26 protein-coding genes and 1 pseudogene are annotated in these 25796 nt (G+C 71.2%); 13 read left to right on the top strand and 14 right to left on the bottom strand.

The genetic code is table 11. From position 1 onward, the window contains the following. Window positions 1–20 precede the first annotated feature (20 nt). From ACZ4RZ_RS08375 to ACZ4RZ_RS08355, 5 genes are all read right to left on the bottom strand, one after another. On the bottom strand, window positions 21–692 hold the full coding sequence (locus tag ACZ4RZ_RS08375; protein ID WP_467743204.1) for a response regulator transcription factor: 672 nt from the start codon (window positions 690–692) through the stop codon (window positions 21–23). Beyond that, entirely contained in the window at window positions 689–1948 is a 1260-nt protein-coding gene (locus tag ACZ4RZ_RS08370; RefSeq protein ID WP_467743203.1) for a sensor histidine kinase, read from the bottom strand. Before ACZ4RZ_RS08370 ends, ACZ4RZ_RS08375 begins: the two co-directional genes overlap by 4 nt. Beyond that, the gene (locus ACZ4RZ_RS08365; RefSeq protein ID WP_467743202.1) at window positions 1945–2967 is read right to left on the bottom strand and encodes a hypothetical protein; all 1023 of its coding nucleotides are present in this window, start codon (window positions 2965–2967) and stop codon (window positions 1945–1947) included. The genes ACZ4RZ_RS08370 and ACZ4RZ_RS08365 overlap by 4 nt, the downstream gene beginning before the upstream one ends. A 164-nt stretch (window positions 2968–3131) precedes the next feature. Continuing rightward, window positions 3132–3605: a GNAT family N-acetyltransferase gene (locus ACZ4RZ_RS08360; RefSeq protein ID WP_467743666.1), complete on the bottom strand. Its 474-nt coding sequence runs from the start codon at window positions 3603–3605 to the stop codon at window positions 3132–3134. A 10-nt stretch (window positions 3606–3615) separates the two neighbouring features. Then, a complete protein-coding gene (locus ACZ4RZ_RS08355; protein WP_028803360.1) occupies window positions 3616–4389 on the bottom strand; it encodes an IclR family transcriptional regulator in 774 nt (257 codons plus the stop codon). 144 nt (window positions 4390–4533) lie between these two features. On the opposite strand from ACZ4RZ_RS08355, the gene ACZ4RZ_RS08350 reads away from it, so the two are divergent. From ACZ4RZ_RS08350 to ACZ4RZ_RS08315, 8 genes and pseudogenes are all read left to right on the top strand, one after another. After that, window positions 4534–6063 carry an aldehyde dehydrogenase (NADP(+)) gene (locus ACZ4RZ_RS08350; RefSeq protein WP_467743201.1) on the top strand — a complete coding sequence of 510 codons (1530 nt, stop codon included), beginning with the start codon at window positions 4534–4536 and terminating at the stop codon, window positions 6061–6063. Between the two features lie 145 nt (window positions 6064–6208). Continuing rightward, entirely contained in the window at window positions 6209–6817 is a 609-nt protein-coding gene (locus ACZ4RZ_RS08345) for a DUF1349 domain-containing protein (protein ID WP_467743200.1), read from the top strand. Between the two features lie 122 nt (window positions 6818–6939). Next, window positions 6940–7298, top strand: a pseudogene (locus tag ACZ4RZ_RS08340) (helix-turn-helix domain-containing protein); the annotation flags it as partial. Further along, entirely contained in the window at window positions 7295–7813 is a 519-nt protein-coding gene (locus ACZ4RZ_RS08335) for a GNAT family N-acetyltransferase (protein WP_467743199.1), read from the top strand. The pseudogene ACZ4RZ_RS08340 and the gene ACZ4RZ_RS08335, both read left to right, overlap by 4 nt. Before the next feature lie 105 nt (window positions 7814–7918). Further along, entirely contained in the window at window positions 7919–8638 is a 720-nt protein-coding gene (locus tag ACZ4RZ_RS08330; RefSeq protein ID WP_467743665.1) for a DsbA family oxidoreductase, read from the top strand. Between the two features lie 60 nt (window positions 8639–8698). Beyond that, entirely contained in the window at window positions 8699–9784 is a 1086-nt protein-coding gene (locus ACZ4RZ_RS08325) for an aminotransferase class V-fold PLP-dependent enzyme (protein ID WP_467743198.1), read from the top strand. A gap of 53 nt (window positions 9785–9837) precedes the next feature. After that, window positions 9838–10434, top strand: a complete 597-nt coding sequence (locus ACZ4RZ_RS08320; RefSeq protein ID WP_467743197.1) for an RNA polymerase sigma factor — start codon at window positions 9838–9840, stop codon at window positions 10432–10434. Window positions 10435–10537: 103 nt separating this feature from the next. Beyond that, window positions 10538–11566, top strand: coding sequence for a maleylpyruvate isomerase family mycothiol-dependent enzyme (locus ACZ4RZ_RS08315; RefSeq protein ID WP_467743196.1), 1029 nt, complete (start codon window positions 10538–10540; stop codon window positions 11564–11566). Window positions 11567–11679: 113 nt separating this feature from the next. On the opposite strand, the gene thpD is transcribed toward ACZ4RZ_RS08315, so the two are convergent. From thpD to ACZ4RZ_RS08290, 5 genes are all read right to left on the bottom strand, one after another. Next, window positions 11680–12567 carry an ectoine hydroxylase gene (gene thpD, locus ACZ4RZ_RS08310; RefSeq protein ID WP_467743195.1) on the bottom strand — a complete coding sequence of 296 codons (888 nt, stop codon included), beginning with the start codon at window positions 12565–12567 and terminating at the stop codon, window positions 11680–11682. 7 nt (window positions 12568–12574) lie between these two features. Further along, the gene (locus ACZ4RZ_RS08305) at window positions 12575–12979 is read right to left on the bottom strand and encodes an ectoine synthase (RefSeq protein WP_467743194.1); all 405 of its coding nucleotides are present in this window, start codon (window positions 12977–12979) and stop codon (window positions 12575–12577) included. 38 nt (window positions 12980–13017) lie between these two features. Beyond that, on the bottom strand, window positions 13018–14289 hold the full coding sequence (gene ectB / locus ACZ4RZ_RS08300) for a diaminobutyrate--2-oxoglutarate transaminase (RefSeq protein ID WP_467743193.1): 1272 nt from the start codon (window positions 14287–14289) through the stop codon (window positions 13018–13020). Between the two features lie 46 nt (window positions 14290–14335). Continuing rightward, window positions 14336–14890: a diaminobutyrate acetyltransferase gene (gene ectA, locus ACZ4RZ_RS08295; protein ID WP_467743192.1), complete on the bottom strand. Its 555-nt coding sequence runs from the start codon at window positions 14888–14890 to the stop codon at window positions 14336–14338. A 443-nt stretch (window positions 14891–15333) separates the two neighbouring features. After that, window positions 15334–16434 carry a pyridoxal-phosphate-dependent aminotransferase family protein gene (locus tag ACZ4RZ_RS08290; protein ID WP_467743664.1) on the bottom strand — a complete coding sequence of 367 codons (1101 nt, stop codon included), beginning with the start codon at window positions 16432–16434 and terminating at the stop codon, window positions 15334–15336. 331 nt (window positions 16435–16765) lie between these two features. On the opposite strand from ACZ4RZ_RS08290, the gene ACZ4RZ_RS08285 reads away from it, so the two are divergent. The 4 genes from ACZ4RZ_RS08285 to ACZ4RZ_RS08270 are packed head-to-tail and all read left to right on the top strand — an operon-like array spanning window position 16766 to window position 20343. Beyond that, on the top strand, window positions 16766–17614 hold the full coding sequence (locus ACZ4RZ_RS08285) for a transporter substrate-binding domain-containing protein (RefSeq protein ID WP_467743191.1): 849 nt from the start codon (window positions 16766–16768) through the stop codon (window positions 17612–17614). Then, window positions 17611–18444, top strand: coding sequence for an amino acid ABC transporter permease (locus ACZ4RZ_RS08280; RefSeq protein ID WP_467743190.1), 834 nt, complete (start codon window positions 17611–17613; stop codon window positions 18442–18444). Before ACZ4RZ_RS08285 ends, ACZ4RZ_RS08280 begins: the two co-directional genes overlap by 4 nt. Next, the gene (locus ACZ4RZ_RS08275; protein WP_467743189.1) at window positions 18441–19217 is read left to right on the top strand and encodes an amino acid ABC transporter ATP-binding protein; all 777 of its coding nucleotides are present in this window, start codon (window positions 18441–18443) and stop codon (window positions 19215–19217) included. Before ACZ4RZ_RS08280 ends, ACZ4RZ_RS08275 begins: the two co-directional genes overlap by 4 nt. A gap of 34 nt (window positions 19218–19251) precedes the next feature. Beyond that, complete coding sequence (locus tag ACZ4RZ_RS08270; RefSeq protein ID WP_467743188.1) at window positions 19252–20343, top strand: amidohydrolase family protein; 1092 nt, start codon at window positions 19252–19254, stop codon at window positions 20341–20343. A 76-nt stretch (window positions 20344–20419) separates the two neighbouring features. Here the strand turns inward: ACZ4RZ_RS08270 and ACZ4RZ_RS08265 are convergent, their stop codons facing one another. Next, window positions 20420–21688, bottom strand: coding sequence for a serine hydrolase domain-containing protein (locus ACZ4RZ_RS08265; RefSeq protein WP_467743187.1), 1269 nt, complete (start codon window positions 21686–21688; stop codon window positions 20420–20422). 380 nt (window positions 21689–22068) lie between these two features. Between ACZ4RZ_RS08265 and ACZ4RZ_RS08260 the strand changes: the two genes are divergently transcribed. Next, the gene (locus ACZ4RZ_RS08260) at window positions 22069–22980 is read left to right on the top strand and encodes an SCO1860 family LAETG-anchored protein (protein WP_467743186.1); all 912 of its coding nucleotides are present in this window, start codon (window positions 22069–22071) and stop codon (window positions 22978–22980) included. 159 nt (window positions 22981–23139) lie between these two features. On the opposite strand, the gene cobC is transcribed toward ACZ4RZ_RS08260, so the two are convergent. The 3 genes from cobC to ACZ4RZ_RS08245 are packed head-to-tail and all read right to left on the bottom strand — an operon-like array spanning window position 23140 to window position 25791. After that, entirely contained in the window at window positions 23140–24249 is a 1110-nt protein-coding gene (gene cobC / locus ACZ4RZ_RS08255; protein WP_467743185.1) for an Rv2231c family pyridoxal phosphate-dependent protein CobC, read from the bottom strand. Further along, window positions 24239–25174, bottom strand: coding sequence for a sirohydrochlorin chelatase (locus ACZ4RZ_RS08250; protein WP_467743184.1), 936 nt, complete (start codon window positions 25172–25174; stop codon window positions 24239–24241). Before ACZ4RZ_RS08250 ends, cobC begins: the two co-directional genes overlap by 11 nt. Next, complete coding sequence (locus tag ACZ4RZ_RS08245; protein WP_467743663.1) at window positions 25171–25791, bottom strand: precorrin-8X methylmutase; 621 nt, start codon at window positions 25789–25791, stop codon at window positions 25171–25173. The genes ACZ4RZ_RS08250 and ACZ4RZ_RS08245 overlap by 4 nt, the downstream gene beginning before the upstream one ends. Window positions 25792–25796: the final 5 nt, after the last annotated feature.

The raw sequence follows: 25796 nt of genomic DNA, 5'->3' as shown, positions 1-25796 counted from the left end.
TCGTCCCTCGGCGGCGGGGGTCAGCCGCCGTCTCTCATGAAGCCCGCTTCGTAGGCGGCGATCACCGCCTGGGTGCGGTCGCGGGTGCCCGTCTTCGCCAGGACGGCCGCGACGTGCGTCTTCACCGTCGCGGGTCCGACCCCGATGCGCCCGGCGATCTCGGCGTTCGTGAGCCCCGTGGCCATCAGCCGCAGTACGTCGCGCTCCCGTGCGGTGAGCTTCGCCACCCAGGGCGGCGGGGTGGGCCGCGACCGCGCGTGCTCGGCGGCCAGCGCCCGCACCGCCGACGGGAACAGCAGCGTGTCGCTGCGCGCGACCAGCCGTACGGCCTGCACGAGCGCGTCCGCCTCGGCCCGTTTGAGCAGGAACCCCGAGGCTCCGGCACGCAGCGCCTCGTACACGTAGGCATCGTTCTCGAAGGTGGTCACGACGACGATGCGCGGGGGGTGGGGGAGCGTCGCGAGGATCTGCTCGGTGGCGCGGATGCCGTCGATCTCGGGCATGCGTACGTCCATGAGGACGACGTCCGGTGTCAGCTCCCGGACGACGGACAAGGCCTCGGCACCGGTCGCCGCCTCGCCGACGACCTCCAGGTCGGGCTCGGCGGCGAGGATCGCGCGCAGGGCGGTGCGCACCATGCGTTCGTCGTCGGCGAGGACGATGCGGAGGGAGTCGGCGCGGGGGCTGGTCATGAGGGTCCTTCGTTTCTCTCGACGGGCAGTCGTACGGTCAGCCGCCACACCCCGTCCGCCGGGCCCGCCTCGCACGTGCCGCCGAGCAGCCGGGCGCGGTCGGCGATGCCCCGCAGGCCGTGACCGCCGCCCGGGCGGGGAACGCCGGTCGCTGTGGTCGGGTTCTCCGTGGTGATCTCCAGTTCGCTGCCGTTCCCCGTGATCCGCAGGGTGACCGGTGTTCGCGCGCCCGCGTGTTTGAGGGCGTTGCTCAGGCCCTCCTGCACGATGCGGTAGGCCTCCCGGGAGACGAGTGGGTGCAGGTCGTCCGGATCCACTTCGACGGTGGCCCGCACGCGCAGGCCGCCGGCGCGGGTGCGGTGCAGCAGGCCGTCGAGGTCGGCGGCCAGGGTGGGGGCCGGAGCGGTGGAACGATCGTCGCCCTCCCGCAACACGCCCAGCACCGCGTCCAGTTCGCCCACCGTCCGCCGCGTGGTGTCCTCGATCGCGGCGAGGGCCTCGCGGACGAAGTCCGGGTCGGTGTCGAGGACACGGCGGGCGGCGCTCGCCTGGAGGGTGACCGCGCTGAGGGCGTGGCCGACGGAGTCGTGCAGCTCGCGGGCGAGCCGGTTGCGTACGGCGAGGTCGGCGGCGCGGCGTTCGGCCGCCGCGAGCCGGTCCTCGGGCGTGGGCCCGAGCAGCGCGGGCGCCCAACGGGCCAGCAGGTTCCCGCAGACGGCGGCGCAGGCCGCGAGCGCGATGAGCGTCGCGACCCCGGCGACCGGCGACAGCGCCAACGCCCAGGTGTGGTCGAGGACTTCGGGCAGCCCGAGCCGGGAGTCGCGCAGCCCCGCGACGACCGGCAGCACGATGAGAACCGCCGCGAAGGGCGGTACGGCCAGCGACATCCCGCTGATGACCCCGCCGAAGCCGAGGTGCAGCGTGAACCAGCCGACGGCGCGCCGACGGGCCGCCCAGGTGCGCGGGGGCCCGTCGGCGAGCCGGTCGCCGTCGACCCCGCACAGCGCGCGCACCCCGGCCACCGACATCGGCCGGGTCAGCGGGAACAGTGCGGTGATCGCGGCGAGCGGCAACCCGACGGCGAAGGACATGAGTTGGAGGGGCAAGGAGTTGAACACGTAACGCGAGTCGGTGACCGGTCCGACGATGACCTCACCGACGAGGACGTACGGCATCGCGAGCGCGCCGCCGAGGATCAGATGGATCCACCGCCGGCGCGCCCGCCGTCCGAACAGGAACCGGGCGAACTCCCTCACGTGGCGCGCCGTGGCGGCCTGGCAGCGCCGGTCCGCTCGGCGAAGAAGTACGCGCCGAGGGTGACCACGAGCATGCCGACGATCATGTGCACAGCGTAGGTGAGGTCCATCAGCTCCGTCGGGCGCTTGCCGATGTCGTCCACTGCGAGACCGGCCAGCGACAGCCAGCCGCCCCAGCAGGCCACCGCCCCGGAGCCGACCCAGGCGAGGGCGAGGGGCGCCATCACGGGCAGGGCCCGCCCGCGCCGGAAGGCGAGGATCCACGCGCCGGCGACGGTGGCCACCAGGAACACCACGTACATGGCCTCCAGTACGTAGAAGTCGCTGGTCCGGTCCGCAACCCGGCCCGCGCTCAGCCCCGCCGTGCCGCCGCAGGCCCACAGCAGGTGCGTGGCGAGCGGGAACAGCGCGAGTACGGCCGCCGCGACCGCCGTCGCCCGCTGGGCCGCGCCCACCCGGCTGACCGGCAGCTCCCACACCCGCCCGCGCCACAGGTGTCCCCAGCGGTCCCGCGCGTACAGCACGAACAGCGTGCCCAGGGCGAGACCCTGCACGATGAACCCGGTGTAGACGACCCCGAACACCCACTCGTCCAGGAACGGTTCCCGCCCGCTCTCCAAGGCCTTGTTCCCGGAGCCGCCGAGGGCCTTCACCAGGAGCTGGAGCGGGAAGCCGGTCATGATCGGCGCGAGCAGGCCGGTGGCCACCCACATCGGGAAGGCCAGCAGCCACGCGGGCACCCGCAGCCCCCAGGGCCGGGTGAGCAGCAGCGCGATCACGATGACGGTCCCGTCCATCAGCACGGTGATGCTGTTGGCCACGGCCAGGCCGGTCCGGTGCTCCAGCAGCGAGCTCCCCTCGGGGATACCGAGGTGACTCCCGGCGATCCAGGCCACCTTGAGGGAGAGATACGGCGCGCACGAGACGATGGCGAGGGCACGGAGAATCCGGCGAAGCCGGCTGCTGCCCACGGATCCCGCGGGGGCCGTGTCCGAAGCGGAGGCGAGTGTCTGCGTCATGCCTCCACGCTCCCGGTGGCGGCCCTCACCCACGTCCTGCGCGACGACGATCCGCCTCCGCCGGACGGGGGAGGGGCCGTCTGACGTGTGGAGGGCTCCGGCACCGCCGACACGGTGCTGTGCGGCGGTGCCGAACCGGCCCCGGGCCGGGCGTCACGTCGTGCTCAGGCCTCCAGGGTGAGCACGATCTCGGGTATCTCCGCGCCGCGGGCGTTGGCGTAGCCGCTGGTCCGGGCGGTCACGTGGAAGCCGCACTTCTCCAGGACCCGGCGGGAGGCGGTGTTGTCCGCGGCGGCGCGGGCGTACAGCGGGCGTTCGACGACCTGCGCCAGCAGGGCTTGCAACGCCGCGGTCGCGATGCCGCGGCCCCAGTACGCGCGGTCGATCCAGTACGTGACCTCCCGCTCGCCCGGCGAGCCGTACACCGACGCGCTGCCGAGGACGTCGCCGTCCACCAGGACCGTACGCACGACGACCTCGGACGAGGAGCGGATACGACGCCAGTGGGCGTCGAAGGCGGTCCAGTCGGCGGGGTCCTCCGGGGTGAACGCGGCCATGCGGAGCGCGTCCGGGTCGTTCATCTGGCGGAAGAAGACCGGCAGATCGCTGTCGTGGACCTCGCGCAGGATGACATCCATGCCGGACACGTCAGAGCCTCCGCGTCGCGAGCGTGAGCCGGTCGCGCGCGTCGAACAGCGCGTCCTTGACCATCTGTTCGTGCGCGGGGGTGAGACGGGCCACCGGAACCGAGCAGCTGATCGCGTCGCGGGCGGGCGTGCGGTACGGGATCGCCACGCCGAAGCAGCGCAGCCCCAGCGTGTTCTCCTCGCGGTCCACCGCGAAGCCCTGCTCCCGCACCTGGTGCAGCTCCTCGATGAGCTTCTCCCGGTCGGTGATCGTGTGCTCGGTGAGCGCGGGAAGCGTCTCGGGGAGCATCTTGCGGACCTGCTCGTCGGTGTGGGTGGCGAGCAGCGCCTTGCCGAGGGAAGTCGAGTGGGCGGGCAGCCGGCGGCCCACCCGGGTGAAGGGGCGCAGGTAGTGCTGGGACTGGCGGGTGGCCAGGTAGACGACGTTCGTGCCGTCCAGGCGCGCCAGGTGGATCGTCTCCGTCGTGTCGTCGGAGAGCCGGTCCAGCGTCGGCCGGGCCGCGGCGACCACCTCGTCGCCGTCGATGTACGACGTGCCGACCAGCAGCGCCCGTACGCCGATGCCGTACCGCGTGCCCGTCGCGTCCGTCTCGACCCAGCCGAGCTCCACGAGCGTACGCAGCAGCATGTACAGGCTGGACTTGGGATAACCGACGGCCTCCTGGACCGCGGCCAGGGAGTGCATTCCGGGCCGGCCGGCGAAGTATTCGAGCAATTCCACGGTCCGCACCGCGGACTTGACCTGCGCCCCGCCGCCTGTCTCGCCTGCCGACATCGCCCTTGACCCCTTCGTTGGACGGGAAATAGTCTCCGCATCATATTCACCAACAGAGACGGCGTTCAGTATATCGAACGCCCCTGGTGGGTGACATAAGAACTGCGGTGAAGAACTGCGGCAACACATCTGGAGGGATCCGCGGTGGCAGCAGCACCAGTCTGGAGTGTCGACCCCCGTACCGGGAAGCAGCGTGAACAGGTTGCGGTGGAGGCCACAGCCCAGGAGGTGGACGAGACAGTGCGCGCCGCGCACGCCGCACGCCCCGCGCTCGCCGACCGCACTGTACGCGCCGCGTTCCTGCGCACCGCCGCCGACCTGCTCGAAGGCGCCAAGGACCAGCTCGTCGAGGCCGCCGACGCGGAGACCGCGCTCGGACCGGTCCGGCTCACCGGCGAACTCGCCCGCACCTGCTACCAGTTGCGCGCCTTCGGGGACATCGTCGACGAGGGCGCCTTCCTCGACGTCGTGATCAACCACCCCGACGACACCGCGACCCCGCCGATCCCGGACCTGCGCCGCTACAAGGTGCCGCTGGGCGTCGTCGCCGTCTACTCCGCCTCGAACTTCCCCTTCGCCTTCTCCGTCGCGGGCGGCGACACCGCGAGCGCGCTGGCCGCCGGGTGCCCGGTCGTGGTCAAGGCGCACCCCGACCACCCGGCGCTGTCGGAGCTGGTCGCGGCCGTACTGCGCCGGGCCGCCGCTCGGCACGACATCCCCGAGGGCGTCATCGGCCTCGTCCACGGCTTCGAGGCGGGCGTCGAGCTGGTCAGGCACCCGCTGATCGCCGCCGCCGGGTTCACCGGTTCGGTACGCGGCGGCCGTGCCCTCTTCGACGCGGCGGCCGCCCGGCCCGTGCCGATCCCCTTCCACGGCGAGCTGGGCTCCCTCAACCCCGTCGTGATCACCGAGGCCGCCGCCGCCGAGCGGGCCGAGGCGATCGGTGCCGGGCTGGCGGGCTCGATGACGCTGGGTGTCGGCCAGTTCTGCGTGAAGCCGGGCCTGGTGCTGGCGCCCGCGGGCGCGGCGGGCGACCGCCTGGTGAAGTCCCTGACGGACGCGGTCAGCGACACGGACGCCGGTGTGCTCCTCGACCACCGCATGCGGGACAACTTCATCGCGGGCGTCGCCGCGCGGGCCGAACTCCCCGACGTGGAGTCCCCGGTGACCCCCGGCGCGGGCGGCGAGCACACCGTGAGCCCCGGGTTCCTGACCGTGCCGGCGCGGAAGCTCACCACCGAGGGCGAGCACGACCTGCTCCTGGAGGAGTGCTTCGGCCCGCTCACCGTGGTCGCGCGCTACGAGGACGAGTCCGAGGCCGGCGCGGTCCTCTCCCGCCTTCCCGGCAACCTCACCGCGACCGTCCAGCTCTCCACCGAGGAGGCCGCCGGCGAGGGCCGCGGCGCGGAGATCCTCGCCGAGCTGACGCCGCTCGCGGGGCGCGTGCTCGTGAACGGCTGGCCGACGGGTGTCGCGGTCGCCCCAGCCCAGCACCACGGCGGTCCGTACCCGGCGACGACCTCGACGTCGACGTCGGTGGGCGGTACGGCGATCGAGCGCTGGCTGCGGCCGGTGGCGTACCAGAGCGCGCCGGAGGCGCTGCTGCCGGCGGAGCTGCGGGATGACAACCCGCTGGAGCTGCCGCGTCGTTTCAACGGCCGTCTGGAGCGCTAGCGCTCCGCCGGGTGCGCCGTTGGACCGTCGGTTGTCCGTGAGCCGGGGGCCGTCTGTGGCTTGTCGCACTCGAGCGGCGTAGCGTCATCCGTCACTGCCCCGCGCCCCTTACAGGGCGCGGGGGTGGACCTGAGAGACTCACCGGATGGACGTCGAACTCCCCGAACTCCCCTTCCTCCTCCGTACCTATGGCCCCGACGGCCATTGGTCGTACGAGGACGGAGTGCTCACCGGCTGGGCCGGCCCCCGCCAGGACCGCTTCGTGCCGCCCACCGGTGAAGGCCTGGACCCCGCCTCCGACGCGCCCCGGCTGCTCGGGGCGCCCGAGGGGGACTTCCAGCTGATCGCCCGGGTCACGGTGGGCTTCGCGGCCTCCTTCGACGCGGGGGTCCTCTACGTCCACGTGGGGGAGCGGGCGTGGGCGAAGCTGTGCCTGGAGTACTCCCCGGACGTGCCCACCGTCTGCACGGTGGTCACCCGGGGGCACTCCGACGACGCCAACTCCTTCACGGTGGACGGCAGTTCCGTGTGGCTCCGGGTGAGCCGCACGGGTCGAGCCTTCGCCTTCCACGCCTCGCGCGACGGCGAGCGCTGGACCTTCGTGCGCCTCTTCACGCTGGGCGACGAGAAGGAGACCGGGGCGGCTCTCATCGGTTTCATGGCCCAGTCGCCCATGGGCGAGGGCTGCGTGGTGACCTACGACGGCATCGAGTTCCGGCCCAGCTGGCCGAGGGACCTCAGAGACGGCAGCTGAGGAGCTGCGTCACTGGGAGCAGCGGGCGCTGATGCCGAGGCTGCCGTGCATACCGCTGAAGAAGCTGGGAGAACGGCGTCGCAGCCGAACTTTTGTTCCTGTTCGGCGCGGTCCGTGCGTGCCCCCATCGGGGCACCAACATCCGCGGCTGGGCCATGCGCAACCTGGACAAGCCCCTCACGCTCACCGATCTCGCCCGGCACGCGGGCGTGAGCGGCGCACGCTCACCCGCCGCTTCCACGCCGAGAGCGGGGTCAGCCCCCTGCAGTGGCTCCTCCACCAGCGCATCGAGCGTGCCAAGGAACTCCTGGAGACCACCACCCTCCCCATGGACCAGGTGGCCCGCGCCTGTGGTCTCGGCACGGCAGACTCGCTGCGCGGCCATCTGGTCCGCCGCACCGGCCTCACCCCGAGCGCCTACCGCACCCGGTTCAGCCGGCTGGGAACCGCGGTCGCCTCGGGAGCGTCCTCGGCTGCATGATCCAAGACCGTGTGAAGCAAGTGGGCCGGGTGATCAGGACCGCGCTCCCCGCCGAGGCCGCGGCCATCGCCGCCCTGCACGCTCGGGCCCGGGCGACGTACTACCCGGACGGGATCCCGCAGGACGGCACCGACTGGCTCGCGGCCTGGCAGAGCGTCATCGAGCGGCCGGACGGGCATGTGCTGTGCCTCGTTGACGAGGGCCGGATCACGGGCATCGCCTCCTTCCGCACCCCCGAGGGCGCCCCCGCGGAAACAGTGAAGCTCTTTCAGTTCCACGTCGACCCCGACCACTGGCGGGGCGGTATCGGCACCGAGCTGCACGCCGCCTGCGTCGAGGAGTGGCAGGCCGACGGCAAGCGCACCGCCGTCCTCGACGTACACATCGACAACCGGCGCGCCCAGGCCTTCTACGCCCGCCTCGGCTGGATCCCCGATCCGGAGAACCCGCCGGCCGAGGGCGACCACCACCTGTACCTGCACTTCTCCGTGACCGGGGAACGACCGCCTGCCTGACCGGGGAATGAAACCAGCCGCTTGAACGTTCACACACCGACGTCCCTGGAGGGTGTCCCCGTACCCCGTACCCCGTACCCGTACGACCTGGAGAGAGCCGAAGACATGCGCGTCGAGATCTGGAGCGACATCGCCTGCCCCTGGTGCTACGTGGGCAAGGCCCGCTTCGAGAAGGCGCTCGACGCCTTCCCGCACCGCGACGAGGTCGAGGTCGTACACCGTTCGTTCGAGCTCGACCCGGGCCGCGCCAAGGGCGACATCCAGCCCGTCATCAAGATGCTCACCAAGAAGTACGGCATGAGCGAGGCGCAGGCCCAGGCCGGCGAGGAGAACCTGGGCGCGCAGGCCGCCGCCGAGGGCCTGGAGTACCGCACCCGGGACCGCGACCACGGCAACACCTTCGACATGCACCGCCTGCTGCACTTCGCCAAGGAGCAGGGCAGGCAGGACGAGCTGATCGGCCTGCTCTACAAGGCGAACTTCGCCGAGGAGCGCACCGTCTTCGACGACGAGGAACGGCTCGTGGAGCTGGCCGGCGCCGCCGGGCTCGACGCCGACGCCGCCCGCAAGGTGCTCGCCGACCCGGCCGCGTACGCCGACGACGTGCGCGCCGACGAGCGCGAGGCCGCCGAGCTGGGCGCGAACGGGGTGCCGTTCTTCGTGCTCGACCGCAAGTACGGCGTCTCCGGTGCCCAGCCCGCCGAGGTCTTCGCGCAGGCGCTGACCCAGGCGTGGGGCGAGCGGCCGCCGCTCCAGCTGATCCAGGACGGTTCGGCCGACGCGGAGGCCTGCGGCCCGGACGGATGCGCGGTGCCGCAGAGCTGAAAAGCGCAGGTCGGAGCCCACGTATAAGCGCCTCTTAGCGGTTCCACGTAAAAATCGGCAATGGACGGGGGGTTCCTGGGACCGCAGAGTGGTCCCATGGAGACCTTCGAGAGCCTCGTACGTGCCGAGTTCGCCCCGGAGAACACCTATCTGAACACCGCGAGCACCGGACTCGTACCGGCGCGCACGGTGACCGCCATGCGCGCCGCCGTCGAGTCCGTCGCCGCCGGGCGGCCGGCCGACATGTTCGCGGACGTCGAGGCGGCACGCGCGTCGTTCGCCCGGCTGGTCGGGGTTCCCGGACGCCGGGTGGCGGCCGGGGCCTCGGTCGCCGTCTACAGCGGGTTGATCGCCGCCTCGCTGCCGCAGGGCGCCGAAGTCCTCACCGCCGAGGCGGATTTCAGCTCGGTCGTGACCGCCTTCCACGTCCGCGGCGATCTCAAGGTCCGTGCCGTACCGCTGGAGCGGATGGCCGAATCCGTACGCCCGGGCACGGCGCTCGTCGCGGTCAGCGCCGCGCAGTCCGCGGACGGGCGGGTCGCCGATCTGGCGGGGATCCGCGACGCCGCGCGGGCGCACGGGGCACGCACGTACATCGACGCGTCCCAGGCCGCCGGATGGCTGCCCCTGCGGGCGGACGCGTACGACTACGTCTCCTCCGTCGCCTTCAAGTGGCTCGTCTGCCCGCGGGGCGTGGCCTTCCTGGTCGTCCCGGAGGACCTCGGCGGGCTCACCCCGGTGTTCGCGGGCTGGGTCGCGGGGGAGGCCCCCTGGGACAGCTGCTACGGCCCCGTCGAGGAACTCGCCCACTCCGCACGGCGGTTCGACGAGAGCCCGAGCCTCTTCTCGTACGCCGGTGCCCGGCACTCCCTCGCCCTGATCGAGGAGCTGGGCGTGGCGAACGTACACGCCCACGACCTCGCCCTCGCCGACCGCTTCCGCGAGGGTCTGCACGCCCTGGGCCACGCACCGGTCCCCGCCCCCGGCTCACCGATCGTCTCCGTGCCCGGCCTCGGCCACCGTCAGCCCGAGCTGAGCCGCGCGGGTGTCGAAGTGTCGGACCGTGCGGGCAACCTGAGGGCCGCCTTCCACCTGTACAACACGCCCGCGGATGTCGACCGGCTGCTGGACGTCCTGTCCGGCTGAGGGGTTCGCCCTCTGGCGCGGGGTACGGGAGGGCGCTAGGAAGGCACCACGAGGTGGTGGTGCCGGTGGATCCGACGCTCACGGACGCCGAGCTGCATCGGCGGCTGGTGTACGGGGACGAGACCGCGCTGGCCGAGGCGTACGCCGCGTACGGCGGGCTCGTGCGACGGGTCGCCGTCCGGGTCACGCGCAGCCCGGCCGCCGCCGAGGACGTGGCGCAGGAGGTCTTCGCGCAGCTGTGGAGCAGGCCGTACGCCTTCGACCCGCGCCGTGGCTCGCTGCGCACCTGGCTGTCCATGCTCGCCCACCGGCGGGCCGTGGACTGGGTGCGCAGCGAGGCCCGGCACCGCAAGGACGCCCGCACGGACGACTCGGCGCTGCACGCCATCCCCGACGCCGGACCCGGCCCCGACGAGACGGTCGTCGACCGCGAGCGCTCGCTGCTGCTGCACAGCGCCCTCGCCGAACTCCCGCAGCCACAGCGGGAAGTCGTCCATCTCGCCTACTTCGCGGGCCGCACCTACCGGCAGGCCGCCGTGGAGCTGGGGATCCCCGAGGGCACGGCCAAGACCCGGCTGCGCTCCGCCCTGCGCAAGCTCGCCGAATCCCTGGCCGATCCACCGGATCCGGCACTGGAGAGGGGCGCGTGATGGCGGCGCGAGTGGGCCCGGCCGGGCCGGGCGTGCGTATGGTGGCCACAGCGGGGCGAGGTGCGGCCACCATGCCGGCCGTGGCCCGGAAGGGCGGCATGTGATGAGCACCGACCACGAAGGCGTACGGGACCTGCTGGCGGCCTGGGCCGTCGGCGCGCTGCCCCCCGCCGACCAGAAGACGGTCCCCCTGCACCTGGCGGAATGCGAGTCCTGCGCGGCGGAGGCGGAGCGGCTGCGCGAGACGGTACGGCTGCTGGACGGCGCCCCACGGCCACCCCTGGCGAACGTCGCCTCCGCCGGCATCGACGGCGTCCTCACCGTCGCCCTGCGCGCCCGTCCCGCGGCACCTCGGGTGGCCTGGCACGCCGCCCCGTACGCCGCCGCCGTCGCCGGACTCCAGGCAGTGCTGCGGGAGTTGGACGGGCCCGGCCCCTGGGGTACGCCGGTCGTGCACGACTGGGACGTGCACGCCACGGTGGCCCACCTGATCGCGGCGGACGAGCCGCTCGCGCGACGACTGGGCCTGGCGGCGCGGGTGCCGGAGTCCCGGGTCGCGGAGGGGACGGGATGGGCGGACGCCTGGGCCGCGCGGACCGCCGACGTGATCGCGTACGAGCAGAGGCGTACGCCCGAGGAGACCGTTGCCGCGTGGACCGCGCAGGCCGGAGCGCTGCTGGCCACGCCCGAGGCGAGGGATCCCGAGCGGGCCGCGCACGCCACCACGTTGATGGGCGTACGGTTGCCCGTCGCGGACCACTTCGTCGTGCGGGCCTTCGAGGCGTGGATCCACACCGACGACATCGGGCGGGCCTTCGGGCTCGCGGTGCCCCCGCCGCCGGATCCGCACCTGTGGCAACTCGTCCGGCTGGCCGTCCGCATCCTCGGCATGGCACTGGGCCCCACGGCAGCGCCGGTGCTGTTCGCGGTGACCGGGGGAGAACCCGACGCCCAGTGGGTGCTCGGTTCCGAGGACGAGCCGGTACGGGCCGAACTCGTCCTGGATCCCGTGGACTTCTGCCTGCTGGTGGGCGGGCGGTACGCACCCGGCGAAGTGCCTCGGGGCGCTGCGGGGGACGACGCCGCGATCAGGGACGTACTGGAGCGGGCCGCCTCACTGGCGTGGCTGTGACGGAGGCCGCGTCGATGGCGTGGCCGTGACGGAGGCCGCCTCACTGGCGTGGCTGTGACGCGGGCCGGGCCCGGCACCCCCTGCGGCGGTACCGGGCCCGATGTGCCTTCAGATCACCGCACGGGAGTGAAGTCCCGCGCCCCGATGAACTCGGGCCTGCGCACCGGCGCCGCGAACGGCTCCACGGCCGCGTTCTCCACGCTGTTGAACACGATGAAGACATTGCTGCGCGGGAACGGGGTGATGTTGTCCCCGGAGCCGTGCATGCAATTGCAGTCGAACCAGGTCGCCGAGCCGGCCCGGCCCGTGAAGAGCTTGATCCCGTGGCGGGTGGCGAAGCGGGTGAGCGCCTCGTCGGAGGGCGTGCCCGCGTCCTGCATCTGCAGCGACTTCTTGTAGTTGTCCTCCGGGGTGGCACCCGCACACCCGAGGAACGTCTTGTGCGACCCCGGCATGATCATGAGGCCGCCGTTGGTGTCGTAGTTCTCGGTCAGCGCGATCGAGACGGACACGGTCCGCATGTTCGGCAGACCGTCCTCGGCGTGCCAGGTCTCGAAGTCCGAGTGCCAGTAGAAGCCGCTGGCCCCGAAGCCCGGCTTGACGTTGATCCGCGACTGGTGGACGTACACGTCCGAGCCGAGGATCTGCCGGGCCCGCCCGACCACGCGCTCGTCACGGACGAGACGGGCGAAGACCTCGCTGATCCGGTGCACCTCGAAGACGGACCGGATCTCCCGCGACTTCGGCTCGACGACGGACCGCTCGTCGGCACGGATCGCCGGATCGCCGACGAGTCGCTCCAACTCCTGCCGGTACACGGCGACTTCGTCCTCGGTGATGAGCTCCTCGACGGCGAGGAAGCCGTCGCGCTCGTACGCCTGGAGCTCGGAGACCGCGATCGGTCCCGGCTCGCCCGGCGCGCTCCACACGACCGGGTCCTGACGGGGCGCGGACACCTCGGTGGCGCCGCGGCTGGGGTAGAGATCGGTGAGGGTGGTCATGCGCTTGTCACACCTCCTCGGGTTCGGTGAGCAGGGGGTAGACGCCGTTCTCGTCGTGGTCCTCCCGTCCGGTGACGGGCGGGTTGAAGACGCAGATGCAGCGGAAGTCCTCCTTGATCCGCATGGTGTGCCTCTCATGACCGTCGAGGAGGTACATGGTGCCGGGCGTGATCGTGTACTTCCGCCCGGTCTCGTCGTCGGTGAGCTCGGCCTCGCCCTCGACGCACACGACGGCCTCGATGTGGTTCGCGTACCACATCGACGTCTCCGTACCCGCGTACAGGATCGTCTCGTGCACGGAGAAGCCGACCTTCTCCTTGGCGAGGACGATGCGCTTGCTCTCCCAGGTGCCCGAGGCCGACTTGACATGCCGGTCGGTGCCTTCGATGTCCTTGAACGAACGGACTATCACGGTGGTGCGATGCCTCTCTCTCGTGGCTCGGGTGTGTGTCAGGCGGTCTCGCGTACGGCGCGGGCGAGGGTGCGCAGCCCCTCGTCGAGCTCGTCGGGGGTGATGGTGAGCGCCGGGAGGAGTTTCGCGACCTCGCTCTCCGGCCCGGACGTCTCGATGAGCAGCCCGAGTTCGAAGGCGCGTTGCGCGATACGCCCCGCGCGCTCCTTGTCCGTGAACTCCATGCCCCAGACGAGTCCCCGCCCCCGGTACTCCTTGACGTCGGCGAGGTTCTCCTCGGTGATGGAGATCAGCGCCTGCTCGATCTGCTCGCCGCGGGCGCGGGTCTGCTTCTCCATGGCGGAGCCGTCGGCCCAGTACGCCTCCAGGGCGGCGGTGGCCGTGACGAACGCGGGGTTGTTGCCGCGGAAGGTGCCGTTGTGCTCGCCCGGCTCCCAGATGTCCAGCTCGGGCTTGAACAGGCACAGGGACATGGGAAGCCCGTAGCCGCTGATGGACTTGGAGACGGTCACGATGTCGGGCACGATGCCCGCTTCCTCGAAGGAGAAGAACGCTCCCGTCCGTCCGCAGCCCATCTGGATGTCGTCGACGATCAACAGCATGTCGCGCCGCGCGCACAGGTCGGCGAGGGCCCGCAGCCACTCGGGCCGCGCGACATTGATGCCGCCCTCGCCCTGCACGGTCTCGACGATGACCGCGGCGGGGTGGTTGAGCCCCGACCCCTGGTCCTCGAGCAGCCGCTCGAACCAGAGGAAGTCGGGGACCTGTCCGTCGAAGTAGTTGTCGAACGGCATCGGAGTGCCGTGCACGAGCGGAATCCCGGCGCCGGCTCGCTTGAAGGCGTTCCCGGTCACGGCGAGCGATCCCAGCGACATCCCGTGGAAGGCGTTGGTGAAGGACACGATCGCCTCGCGCCCCTTCACCTTCCGCGCCAACTTCAGCGCGGACTCCACGGCGTTGGTGCCGGTCGGCCCCGGGAACATGACCTTGTACGGCAGATCGCGCGGCCGCAGGACGAGATTCTGGAAGGCCTCCAGGAAGCCGCGCTTGGCCGTCGTCGACATGTCGAGCCCGTGGGTGACGCCGTCGCGCTCCAGGTAGTCGATGAGGGCCCGTTTGAGAACGGGGTTGTTGTGCCCGTAGTTCAGCGACCCCGCGCCGGCGAAGAAGTCGAGGTACTCGTGTCCGTCCTCGTCGTACATCCGGCTGCCCTGCGCCCGGTCGAAGACGGTGGGCCAGCCACGGCAGTAGCTGCGCACCTCCGACTCCAGGGTCTCGAAGACGCTCAGGTCGGGCTGGGTGATGCTCACAGCGAATCGCTCCTCGAAGCGTGGGGGAGAAGGAGATCGGGGGAGGTCAGCGGGAGAGGGTGGAGACAGGACCGATGCGGTACAGCACTTCGGGATCGTGCGGCCCGTCGGGGAACTGCTCGGCCTGGAACAGCACTTCGCGCTCTACGGCCGCGCCGTGGCGTCGCGCGTACGACGTGAACAGGCGCTCGGAGGCGGTGTTGCCGGGCGTGATCGTGGTCTCCACGGTGGTCAGCGCGTGCTCGCTCTCCTCGGCGACCCGCGCGGTCAGCCCGTCGAGCAGCGCCGCGGCGAGCCCGCGCCCGCGGTACGCGCCGTCGACGGCCACCTGCCATACGAGCAGCGTGCGCGGGCGCTCGGGCCGGACGTACCCGGTGACGAAACCGACGGGCGTCCCCTCCGCGTCGCGCGCCACCGCCGACGTGCCGGCGAAGTCACGGCACCAGAGCAGATAGCTGTACGAGGAGTTCAGATCGAGGGTTCTGGAGTCCTTGGCGATACGCCAGAGTGTGGCCCCGTCGGCCACCTCCGGACGGTCGATCCGAAGGCCCTCCGGCATTTCCAGGAATTCCGCTTGCAGGTCTGCGTGTGCGGCGGTCATGCGGATTGAATTTACCGAGGGAAAGTTCAAATTGCATCGTCGGTCGGGGTTACGTGCGGCGCGTCCATGTGCTATCGCGCGCCCGTGAGGGGTGCGCGAGCGGGTGGCATTAGCTCCCGTTTTGACCGGAAAATACGGGAGGAAGCGGGCGCGGTGTGGAGTGCGTCACAGCCATGTAATGGCCGCGAGATCTGCCCGAATTACGTTGGTTGGCGTTCGCGAAATCTTTGCGTTTAGGCATCCGGAAAGCGGGCAGAAGAATACGGGAAGCTGCGCTGAATTAATTACTGGATAGGCGGGTGGGGGATCCCCTTTTTCCTGCGGGATCCCGGTTTTTTCGCCCACGGGCGCCCCCTATCCATTCCCGTCCCCTGGGGGCTGCGCCCCCAGACCCCCGCTAAAAGTTCGCGCAGGGGCGGAGGGGGCGACGAAACGCTCGGACCTCAGCCCCAGGCCCCCGCCACGGCCCTCCGCGCCCCCTCCAGATCCACCGAAACGCCGAACTCGGCCAACGCGGCCCCCAGCCCCGCAAGGCTGGAGTGGACGACCCCGCGAGTCGCATCGGGCCCATAGTGGTTCACCCGGATCATCTCCTTCGCGAGCGCACCCCCACCCGCGACCAGCGGAAGCGCCGGATCCGAGGCCAACGCCTTCGCGGCCAACGCCGACGCGTCAACCCCCACCGGCACCCGCAACGTCGTGGCGACAGGCGCGGCGTCGGACGCCGTGTACACATACGGCTCGAGCCCACCGCCCAGGGCGACGGCCCCCGCCCGAGTCGCCGCCGCGGCCGAGGCGTGACGGTCCATCATCGCGTCCAGTCCCTCACCCTCGATGCGCTCGACGCACGCCTCGAGCGCCAGCATCTCCAACTGCGCCGGCGCGTGCAGCAACGCCTTGCGTCCGCCGTCGACCCACCTCTCCTTCCAGTCCAGCAGGGAGAGATACGAGCGACGCGGCGCCGTCGGATTCGCGGCCATCCGCGCCCACGCCCGCTCGCTCACCGACACCGCCGACACCCCCGCGGGGCCGCCCATCGCCTTCTGTGCCCCGATCACGCACAGGTCGACGCCCCACGCGTCCGGCAGCACCGGCTCGGCGCCGATCGACGCGACCGCGTCCAGGTAGAAGAGCGCGCCGTGCTCGCGCACGACCTCGCCGATCTCCGCGACCGGATTGGTGTTCCCGGTGGCGGCCTCCGCGTGCACGAGCGACACGAAGTCGATCGACGGGTGCTCGGCGAAGGCTTCGCGGATCTGCGCGGCGGTGACGGCGGTGTGGAAGGGCACCGCCAGATCGATCACGGTCGCCCCGCAGTCCCGCAGCCAGTCCCCGAAGGTCTGCCCGTACGGACCGGTGATCACGTTGAGCGCGGTCGTGCCGGGTCCGGCCGTCGCGCGAATGGCCCCCTCCAGCGGGAGCAGCGCCTCGCCCTGCATGATCACGACGTCCTGCTCGGTGGAGAGCAACCGGGCCACGCGGTCCTCGATCGACGCGAAGTGCGCGGCGCTCAGCGGCGCCAGGTCCAGGAGGGGATGGGTCACGGCGGTGCTCTCTTCGCTCACGGTTCCGATGCGCGGGTACGCGTTTTTTCCAGCACGCGAGTGCGCGGATTTGAGCGTAACCGGCGATCCCTTGGGCCTCGGACGCGGCGAGGGAGGGGCCCGCCGGTCAGCGGACGCGCCCGAGGCGGACGATCCCGCGCCGCGCCCGGCGAGACCGCGGCCACGCGCCGTCGGGCACCGGCACGAGACCACCTGGCCCCCTCCTGGCAGCAGATCTGAGGCCGGACAGCCCAGCAACCATCGGATTGATTTGAGCAACTCAAACCTTTCCTTATAATCGGAACCCACAGTTTCCCCACAGGAGGTCCCCGTGAACTCGGTCCTCGGACGCCGGACCCGCATTCTGGCCGCCACCACCGCGACGGCCGGGCTGCTGCTCGTGGCCGGCTGCTCCTCGGACAGCGGAGGAGGCAAGGCCACCGCCAAGGGCGTCCCCGTGGTGAAGGCGGGCCAGCTCACGACCTGCACCCACCTCCCGTACCCGCCGTTCCAGTCGGAGAAGAACGGCAAGTACGAGGGCTTCGACGTCTCTCTCATCGACCTGGTCGCCAAGGACCTCGGTGTGAAGCAGGCCATCGTCGACACGCCCTTCGAGAACTTCAAGACGGGCGCGTTCCTCAACTCCGGTCAGTGCGACCTTGCCGCGGCCGGCATGACGATCACCGAGGAGCGCAAGAAGAACGTCGACTTCTCCGACCCGTACTTCGACGCGACCCAGGCCGTCCTGGTCGACAAGAAGAGCGGCATCAACTCCCTCGCCGACGTGAAGTCCAAGGGCAAGAAGCTCGGCGCGCAGGCGCAGACCACGGGCGAGGACTACGCGACGAAGCATGGCTTCGACCCGGTCTCCTTCGAGTCCTCCGACGCGGTCCTCAACGGCCTGCGCACGGGCCAGGTCCAGGCCGTCGTCATCGACTACCCCGTCGTCCAGGGCTGGCTGAAGGACAAGGCCAACGCCGACGCCTTCAAGGTGGTCGACAACCTCAACACCGGTGAGCAGTACGGCTTCACGGTGAAGAAGGGCAACACCAAGCTCCTCGCCGCCATCAACAAGGCGATCAAGGACGCGAAGGCCGACGGCACGTACAAGAAGCTCTACGAGCAGTGGATCGGCCCGTACGACGAGTCCGCGGCCTCCGCCGCCCCGTCCGCCTCATGAGCGGTGCCGACGCACAAGTCCAGCCCCGCAAGTCCGGCCTGACCCGACGCCAGAAGCGTGCCCTGTCGCGTGGCGCGCAGTACGTCGTCTTCGTCGCCGCCGTGATCGCCTTCGCGGTCACGGCCGACTGGGGACGGCTGCAGAACCAGTTCGCGCAGTGGGACCTGGTCACGCAGATGTTCCCGGACGTCATCACGCTGGCGCTGAAGAACACCGTGCTCTACACGATGTCCGGCTTCGTGTTCGGCCTCGTGCTCGGCATGGTCATCGCCCTGATGCGGCTGTCTCCGGTGGGCCCCTACCGCTGGCTCGCCGGCATCTACATCGAGATCTTCCGCGGCCTGCCCGCCCTGTTGATCTTCGTCTTCGTGGGCGTCGCCGTGCCCCTGGCGTTCCCGGGCACGGAGATCCCCGGCGGTACGTACGGCAAGGTGGCGCTCGCGCTCGGCCTGGTGTCGGCCGCGTACATGGCGGAGACGATCCGCGCGGGCATCCAGGCGGTGCCCAAGGGGCAGATGGAGGCGGCCCGTTCACTGGGCTTCTCGCACGCCCGGGCCATGGTCTCGATCATCATCCCGCAGGCGTTCCGCATCGTGATCCCGCCGCTCACCAACGAACTCGTCCTCCTCTTCAAGGACTCCTCGCTGGTGCTGTTCCTCGGTGTCACCCTGGAGGAGCGCGAACTCACCAAGTTCGGGCGCGACCTGGCCAGCCAGACCGCCAACTCCACCCCGATCCTCGTCGCGGGCCTGTGCTATCTGCTGGTCACCGTGCCGCTCGGCTTCGTCGTGCGCCGCCTGGAGGCCAAGGCCGGGGAGGCCACCAAGTGAGCAGTACTCCAGAGATCCAGGTCCGGGACCTGTACAAGTCCTTCGGCGACAACGAAGTCCTGCGCGGTATCGACCTGGAGGTCGGGCAGGGCGAGGTCGTCTGCGTCATCGGGCCGTCCGGCTCCGGCAAGTCCACGCTGCTGCGCTGCGTGAACCTCCTCGAGGAGCCCACCAAGGGCCAGGTCTTCGTCGGCGGCACGGAGGTCACGCACCCCGACGTCGACATCGACGCCGTACGCCGCCGCATCGGCATGGTCTTCCAGCAGTTCAACCTCTTCCCGCACCTGTCGGTGACCGAGAACCTGACGCTGCCGCAGCGCCGGGTGCTGCGCCGGGGCAAGGAGGAGGCCGCCAGGATCGCCGCCGAGAACCTGCGGCGGGTGGGCCTGTCGGAGAAGGCCGACGCGTACCCGGCCTCCCTCTCCGGCGGCCAGCAGCGCGTCGCCATCGCCCGCGCGCTCGCCATGGGCCCCGAGGTGATGCTCTTCGACGAGCCGACCTCGGCGCTCGACCCCGAGCTCGTGGGTGACGTACTCGCCGTGATGCGGATGCTCGCGAACGAGGGCATGACGATGATGGTCGTCACCCACGAGATGACCTTCGCGCGCGAGGTAGCCGACCGGGTCGTCTTCATGGACGGCGGCGTGATCGTCGAGGACGGCAGGCCCGCCCAGGTCATCGGCAACCCGAGCCACGAGCGCACCCGCCACTTCCTGTCCCGGCTCCTCGACCCGGCGATGGCGGACGTGGAGGAGACCGAAAAGGGGCCCTAGCGCCCCGCCGTTCGGCAGGAATTAAGGTGCCGTCATGAGCGATCGCGCGGTGCTGCACGTGAAGGGGCGGGTCCTCGTCGGACCTGACGACGTCCGTGACGAACTCTGGGTCGTCGGCGGGAGGATCTCGTACGAGCGTCCCGCCGGCGCCCGTGACGTCCGTACCGTCGAGGGCTGGGCGCTGCCCGGACTCGTCGACGCGCACTGCCACGTCGGGCTCGACACCCACGGCCCCGTCCCCGAGGGCGTCTCCGAGAAGCAGGCGCTGACCGACCGCGATGCGGGCACCCTGCTGATCCGGGACGCGGGCTCGCCCTCCGACACCCGCTGGATCGACGACCGCGGCGATCTCCCGAAGATCATCCGCGCCGGTCGGCACATCGCGCGCACACGCCGCTACATCCGCAACTACGCGTGGGAGGTCGAGCCGGAGGACCTGGTCGCGTACGTCGCCCAGGAGGCGCGGAGCGGCGACGGCTGGGTCAAGCTGGTGGGCGACTGGCTCGACCGCGGCACGGGCGACCTGGGCGCCTGCTGGCCGCGCGGGGCCGTGGAAGCGGCGATCGCCGAGGCGCACCGCCTGGGCGCGCGGGTGACCGCGCACTGTTTCGCGGAGGATTCGCTCCGGGACCTGGTCGAGGCGGGCATCGACTGCATCGAGCACGCGACGGGTCTGACGGAGGAAACCATCCCGCTGTTCGCCGAGCGCGGGGTCGCGATCGTCCCCACGCTCGTGAACATCGCGATCTTCCCGCAGCTCGCGGCCGGTGGCGAGGCGAAGTTCCCGCGCTGGTCGGCGCACATGCGACGACTGCACGAGCGGCGCTACGACACCGTGCGCGCCGCGTACGACGCCGGAATCCCCGTCTACGTCGGAACGGACGCCGGCGGCTCGCTCGCCCACGGACTGGCCGGCGCCGAGGTCGCCGAACTCGTCACCGCCGGCATCCCGCCCGTCGAGGCACTGTCCGCCACCACATGGGGCGCACGGCGGTGGCTCGGGCGGCCCGGCCTCGACGAGGGGGCGCCCGCGGACCTCGTGGTGTACGAGGCGGATCCGCGGGCGGACGTACGGGTGCTTGTGGCTCCGCGCCGGGTGGTGCTGAACGGGCGGGTGGTCGGCTAGGGCCGCCGTGCGTCGAGGAGCGGATGGCCCCGGCCTGCCGGGGCCCGCCACCTCCGGGCCCTGTCCGTCGCGGCGGTCAGTGCGCCGCCGACTGTGCGGGCAGGTTGAACACGTGCTGCGGGCTGATGATCTCCGTGATGGCCTGGCCGACGACGGTGCTGGGCTCCGCGCCCTGATAGTTGATGTCGGTGTTCAGCAGCACGACGAGGGTCGCCTTCGCCGACGGGAGATAGATCGTCAGGGACTCGTATCCCGGCAGTGAACCGTTGTGCCCGATCCAGCCCTGGACGTTGAAGATGCCGAGCCCGTACCCGGCGCCCGGGATCGTGGTCGGGGGCGTGGTGAGCCGCTGCTTCTGTGTGGCGGGGCTGATCATGCGGGAGCCGTCGGGAAACACGCCCGTGGCCACTGTGGGCGCCCAGGTGCGCAGATCGTTCAGATTGGAGATCATCGCGCCGGCCGCCCAGCCCCAGGAGGGATTCCAGTCGGCCGCGTCCGCGACCTTCCCGTCCGCGGTCTGGTTCGTGTACCCCTGCGCGTGCGGGTTCGGGAATGCCGCGTCGGTCGGGAAGACTGTGTGATTCATTCCGGCCGGTGCGAGGACGTTCTTCTTGATGTAGTCCCCGAGCGGCAGGCCGCTTTTCTTCTCGACGACCAGGCCGAGCAGGATGAGGTTGGTGTTGCAGTAGTAGAACTTCTCGCCGGGCGGGAACAGCACGGGGTGCTTGAAGGAGTAGTCGAGCAGCTGCTGCGGTGTGAACGGCCGTTGCGGATCGGACGTCAGCGCCTTGAAGAAGTCCGGATCCTCGGAGTAGTTGAAGAGCCCGCTGCGCATCCCGGCCAGCTGGCGCAGCGTGATCGTGTCGCCGTTGGGCACACCGGAGACGTACTTGGCGATCGGATCGTCCAGGCCCACCTTGCCCTCGTCGACCAGCTTCAGCAGCGCCGTCACGGTGAAGGTCTTGGTCTCGCTGCCGATCCGCTCGTACAGATACGGCGACATCCTCTGGCCGTTGCTCTTGTCGGCGACCCCGAACGACCGTACGTAGCTCCCCTTGTCGGGCGTCCAGATGCCCACGGTCACCCCAGGGATGTTCGCCTGTCGCATGACCTGCTGCACGGTGACGTCGAGCCGGTGCAGCACGCCAGGGGTGAGCGCGCGGACGCCGCCCGAGGGCGAGGCGGACGGCGAGGGTGGTTCGGTGGAGGTGACGGCGGCGGTGGCAGCCGTGTGACCGAGCGTGGGCGCCCCGACGGCGGTAGCGCTCGCGAGGGGAACCATGAGGGTCCCCACCGCCGTGGCGGTGACGGCACCCCTGCGCAAGCGTCCGGATGAGTGCGTCATGGCTGACTCCAAGCATGGATGCCCCGCCCCACCCTCGGGCCCCAAGGCCCGGCAGGACCAGCATAGGAGCGCCCGCGCCTTGTTGCCTGTCGAGCGGGCGGGCGGTCCGGTGACTACAGATGCCTTCGGCTGATTGACGGAGCGTGACGAGGCGCCGGATCGGCTCGTTGAACATCAGCGTCCGTGCGCCGGAGCGTCAACCGGCGTAATCGCGCAGGGGCAGGTGAATGGGTGACGGCGGGGAACACCCGTGCCGCGAGATTCGAATTGATTCACGGAAACCCCACGTTGGAGTGAAGTCGCGTCAGGTTGCTGACTGTTCACTCTCAGTGCGTAATTCTTGCCGGGTCCCAAGCTTTTCTTCTATGGGGGTCCCACCCTTGAACAGCAACAACTTCCGCATGCCCGCACGCTGTTTCGCCGCCGCGGCCGCCGGTGTCCTCGCCGCCGGTCCCGTGGTGCTGGCCGGCGCGGGTTCCGCTCACGCGACCACCGACCACGGTCGCGCGAGTGCCGTCGTGCTCCGTACCGGGCTCGACGTGTCCCTGCTCAACAAGACCGTGGACGTTCCGCTCACGGTTTCCCTCAACGAGGTGCAGGCGCCGCACAGCGCCCGAAAGACCGCGCTCACCGCGCGGTTGGACGGTGTCGACGGCGGGCGTGCGTTCAGCGTGCTGCGCGCGGACGTCGCCACCGCGAAGGCCACGGTGTCCGCCGGGAAGGCCGAGGGCTCCACGGATCTCGCGCACGCGGTGGTCCATGTCCCGGGGCTGCCGCTGCTGTCGCTCATCGAGGTCGAGCAGGTGACCTCGAAGGCGACGTGCGAGGCCGGGAAGAAGCCCGTGGCCACCGCGAACCTTCTCGGCGGGGTCAGCGTCCTCGGCAAGAAGGTGACGCTGTCGGTGGGCGGGCCGACGGAGGTGAAGGTGCCCGGGGTCGGTGAGGTCCGCCTCGACCTGTCCAAGACCGAGACCACGTCCCGTACGGCGGCCGCGTCCACGCTCGAACTCAAGGTGTCCATCAATCCGTTGAAGTTGAACGTGGCCGAGGTCGAGGGAACCGTGACCCTGGCGGGGGCGACCTGTTCGTCCCCGGCGGCGCCCCCCGCCCAGCAGGAGCAGGCCGAGCCCGCCGATCCGTCGTCCGACGTGAAGCCCCAGGGGGCTCCCGCGGAGGCGAACCTCGCCGAGACCGGGGGCAGCTCCGTGACGCCGTACATCGCGGGCGGCGCGATCGCGTTGCTGGTGGCGGGCGCGGGAGCGGTGGCCTTGACGCGCCGCCGCCGGGGCTGACGCGGGAGGGTTGTTCGCCCCCTCCGCCCCTACCCATTCCCGTGCATTGGGCAGTTCCCCGCGCCCCGGAAAAGGGGCGCGGGGAACTTGCGCGAACGGGGTCTGGGGCGGAGCCCCAGGGACGGGACGGGTAGGGGCGGAGGGGGCGAACAACCCCTCTCAGCCCCCGCCCGCCGTCACCGCCCGGTCCAACGCCTGCAGAAACCGGTTGACCGTCCCCCGGTCCCGGACCGCCAGCCGCAACCACTCCTCGTCGAGCCCGGGGAACGTATCCCCGCGTCGCACGGCGAAGCCGAGACCGCGAAGGCGCCGCCGCACGGCGGCCGCACGCGGGAGGCGGATCAGCACGAACGGCCCCTCCGCGGACTCCACGACCCGCAGTCCGTCCGCCCCGAACTCCTCGAGCCCGGCGACGAGATGGGCCCGATCCGCCGCGATCCGGTGGGCCGCGTGCGCCGCCTCCGCCAGTGCCTGGGAGGACATACAGGCCTCGGCCGCGGCGAGGGCGGGCGTGGAAACGGGCCAGAGCGGCTGGGCACGCTCCAGCGAAGCGATCGTCTCGGGGGAGGCGAGGACGTAGCCGATGCGCAGCCCCGCCAGCCCCCACGTCTTCGTGAGGCTGCGCAGAACCACGAGCCCGGGCACGTCCGTCCGCCCGGCAAGCGCCTCGCGCTCCCCCGGCACCGCATCCATGAACGCCTCGTCGACCACCAACACCCGCCCGGGCCGGGCGAGTTCGGCGATCGAGGCGGCCGGATGCAGCACCGACGTCGGATTGGTCGGATTGCCGATCACGACCAGGTCGGCGTCCTCGGGGACGGCCGCGGGGTCGAGACGAAAGCCGTCCTCAGGGCGGAGCAGGACACGGTCGACCGTATGGCCCGCGTCCCGCAGCGCGGCCTCCGGTTCCGTGAACTGGGGGTGCACGACCACCGGTCCGCGGACTTTCAGGGCACGCGCGAGCAGCACGAACGCCTCCGCCGCACCCGCCGTGAGCAGCACCCGCTCCACCGGCAGCCCGTGCCGCGCCGCCACCGCGGCCCGCGCGGCCCGCCCGTCCGGGTAGGCCGCGAGTCCGCTCAGCGACGCGGCGATCCGCTCGCGCAGCCATGGCGGAGGCGTGTCCGCACGGACGTTCACGGCGAGATCGATGAGCGCCGACCCGTCGTCGCGCACCTCGGCGTCACCGTGGTGACGAAGATCGTGCGCACTGCCCTCGTACACGTTCCCCTGGTACGCCTCGCCCTCGCCCGCCCCCTCAGTGCGCATGAGAATGCGAGTGCGCGTGACCATCGTGGTGGTGCCCGTGATGGTGGTGACCGTCGTCGTCCGGGTGGAAGTGCGGCTGCTGGGGGAGCCCCACCTTGTCCTCGAAGCCTGGCAGGGCGATGCGGTACACGCACGAGTCGCAGTTCATCCGCAGATCGCCCTTGACGGCCTCACGGTAGCGCTCCATGACGAGGTCGAGCAGCTCCGGCTCGGGGCCGATCACATCGGCGGACCGCACCTCGACCTCGGGGTGCGCGGCGGCCCAGCCCTCGGTCTGCTGCAGCACCCGGTCGGGGAGAATGCCCGTGAAGAGGAAGTAGGGGAGCACGACGATCCGGCGCGCGCCCAGCTTCACGCAGCGGTCGAGCCCGTACGGCACGTCCGGCGCCGCCAGCGACACGAACGCCGTCTCGACGCCCGCGTACCCCCGGCCCTCCCACAGCAGCCGCGCAGCCTTGTGCACCTCGGCGTTGGCGTCCGGGTCGGTGGAGCCGCGCCCGACGAGCAGCACGGTCACATCGGCGCGGTCCTCGGGCGTACGGGCCGTACCTCCCAGGGCCTCGTCGAGCCGCCGCTCCAGGACGGCGAGCAGCGACGGGTGCGGGCCCAGCGGACGCCCGTACGTGTACGAGATCCCGGCGTGCCGCTCCTTCTCGCGGGCCAGCGCCGCCGGGATGTCCCCCTTGGCGTGACCGGCGGACACCAGCATCAGCGGGACTGCGGCGAAACGCCGTACACCCTGCTCTACCAGTTCGGTCACGGCGTCACCCAGCGGCGGCGGGGACAGCTCGATGAACCCGCCCGCGACGGGCAGTTCGGGGTGACGGCGCCCCAACTCCCGTACGAAGTCGCGGAAGGCCTCGGCTCCGGCCTCGTCCCGGGTGCCGTGTCCGGCGATGAGCAGGGCGGGGGGCGGGGTGGTCACGATTTCTCCTTCGAAGGCTCGGAGGCCTTGGTCACGGGGTGGTACAGCAGGGCATTGAGCGCGGCGGCGGCGACCGCCGAACCGCCCTTCTCGGACACGTTGCTGACCGCGGGCAGCCCGCTCTCGCGCAACGCGGCCTTGGACTCGGCAGCGCCGACGAAACCGACGGGCAGACCGATGACGAGCGCCGGATCGGCGTCCAGCCTCAGCAACTCCTCCAGGGCGGTCGGCGCGCAGCCGATCACCCACAGCGCGCCGGGCCCGACATCCTCGTACGCGAGCCGGATCGCATGTGCCGAACGGGTCAGGCCGGGGCCCGACTTGGCGTCCTTGAGACGGCAGACGGTGTCACGGCGCGTGATGCCCGCCGCGACCATCTCGACGTCCACCACGACGGGCGCCCCGGCGTGCAGCGCCGTGTGCGCCTTCTCCAGGGAGACCTCGTCGGTGACGAGGTCCGCCGCGTACTCCAGGTCGGCGGCGGAGTGGATGACCCGCTCCACCACGGCGCGCGTCAGCGGCGCGAAGTGCGAGGTGTCCAGGCGGGCGCGCAGCCGCCGGAAGGACTCCTGCTCGATGGGGTGCACGACCCGGGTCCCGGGGAACACCTGGCTCACTCGGC

This window comes from Streptomyces sp. NPDC027189, assembly GCF_055566975.1.
The sequence above is the reverse complement of the archived record's forward strand: the minus strand, read 5'-3'. Positions and strand labels throughout refer to the sequence as shown.

Coding starts and splice junctions, on each gene's coding strand:
- ACZ4RZ_RS08375 (WP_467743204.1), bottom strand. CDS start 692: ATGACCAGCCCCCGCGCCGACTCCCTCCGCATCGTCCTCGCCGACGAC.
- ACZ4RZ_RS08365 (WP_467743202.1), bottom strand. CDS start 2,967: ATGACGCAGACACTCGCCTCCGCTTCGGACACGGCCCCCGCGGGATCC.
- ACZ4RZ_RS08360 (WP_467743666.1), bottom strand. CDS start 3,605: ATGGATGTCATCCTGCGCGAGGTCCACGACAGCGATCTGCCGGTCTTC.
- ACZ4RZ_RS08355 (WP_028803360.1), bottom strand. CDS start 4,389: ATGTCGGCAGGCGAGACAGGCGGCGGGGCGCAGGTCAAGTCCGCGGTG.
- ACZ4RZ_RS08345 (WP_467743200.1), top strand. CDS start 6,209: ATGGACGTCGAACTCCCCGAACTCCCCTTCCTCCTCCGTACCTATGGC.
- ACZ4RZ_RS08335 (WP_467743199.1), top strand. CDS start 7,295: ATGATCCAAGACCGTGTGAAGCAAGTGGGCCGGGTGATCAGGACCGCG.
- ACZ4RZ_RS08330 (WP_467743665.1), top strand. CDS start 7,919: ATGCGCGTCGAGATCTGGAGCGACATCGCCTGCCCCTGGTGCTACGTG.
- ACZ4RZ_RS08325 (WP_467743198.1), top strand. CDS start 8,699: ATGGACGGGGGGTTCCTGGGACCGCAGAGTGGTCCCATGGAGACCTTC.
- ACZ4RZ_RS08315 (WP_467743196.1), top strand. CDS start 10,538: ATGAGCACCGACCACGAAGGCGTACGGGACCTGCTGGCGGCCTGGGCC.
- thpD (WP_467743195.1), bottom strand. CDS start 12,567: ATGACCACCCTCACCGATCTCTACCCCAGCCGCGGCGCCACCGAGGTG.
- ectA (WP_467743192.1), bottom strand. CDS start 14,890: ATGACCGCCGCACACGCAGACCTGCAAGCGGAATTCCTGGAAATGCCG.
- ACZ4RZ_RS08280 (WP_467743190.1), top strand. CDS start 17,611: ATGAGCGGTGCCGACGCACAAGTCCAGCCCCGCAAGTCCGGCCTGACC.
- ACZ4RZ_RS08270 (WP_467743188.1), top strand. CDS start 19,252: ATGAGCGATCGCGCGGTGCTGCACGTGAAGGGGCGGGTCCTCGTCGGA.
- ACZ4RZ_RS08265 (WP_467743187.1), bottom strand. CDS start 21,688: ATGACGCACTCATCCGGACGCTTGCGCAGGGGTGCCGTCACCGCCACG.
- cobC (WP_467743185.1), bottom strand. CDS start 24,249: ATGCGCACTGAGGGGGCGGGCGAGGGCGAGGCGTACCAGGGGAACGTG.